Origin of the sequence: Halorubrum sp. SS7, from assembly GCF_005435055.1 — an archaeon.
Lineage (GTDB): Archaea > Halobacteriota > Halobacteria > Halobacteriales > Haloferacaceae > Halorubrum > Halorubrum salinarum.
This window is the reverse complement of record NZ_SGXV01000587.1, coordinates 1-246: the sequence shown is the minus strand read 5'-3', so window position 1 is coordinate 246 and position 246 is coordinate 1. Positions and strand designations below refer to the sequence as shown.

Genomic DNA, 246 nt, shown 5'->3' with positions numbered 1-246 from the left:
GGCTGCGCGAGTGAGCACGAGTCGGGGCCGAAAAGGAGATCGAGCGGCCTCGCGGCGGGATCAGTCGCTGCCGACCTTCGTCGTCACCCGGAACGTCTCCGGAGGGTTGAGGATCCCGGCGACGGTCCCCATCGAGTGAACGACGGTGATAAGCGGCGCGAGTGGGACCGCGAGCGCCCAGTGGTGGTGGTCGTCCCCGTAGTAAGCGACGCCGAGGAGGAACCAGCCGAGCGTACACAGCGCCAG

At 68.3% G+C, this 246-nt stretch carries 1 pseudogene; it reads right to left on the bottom strand.

The window, feature by feature from the left end:
• Nucleotides 1-60 precede the first annotated feature (60 nt).
• Nucleotides 61-246 (bottom strand): annotated as a pseudogene (locus EXE44_RS19245) (glycosyltransferase family 2 protein); the annotation flags it as partial.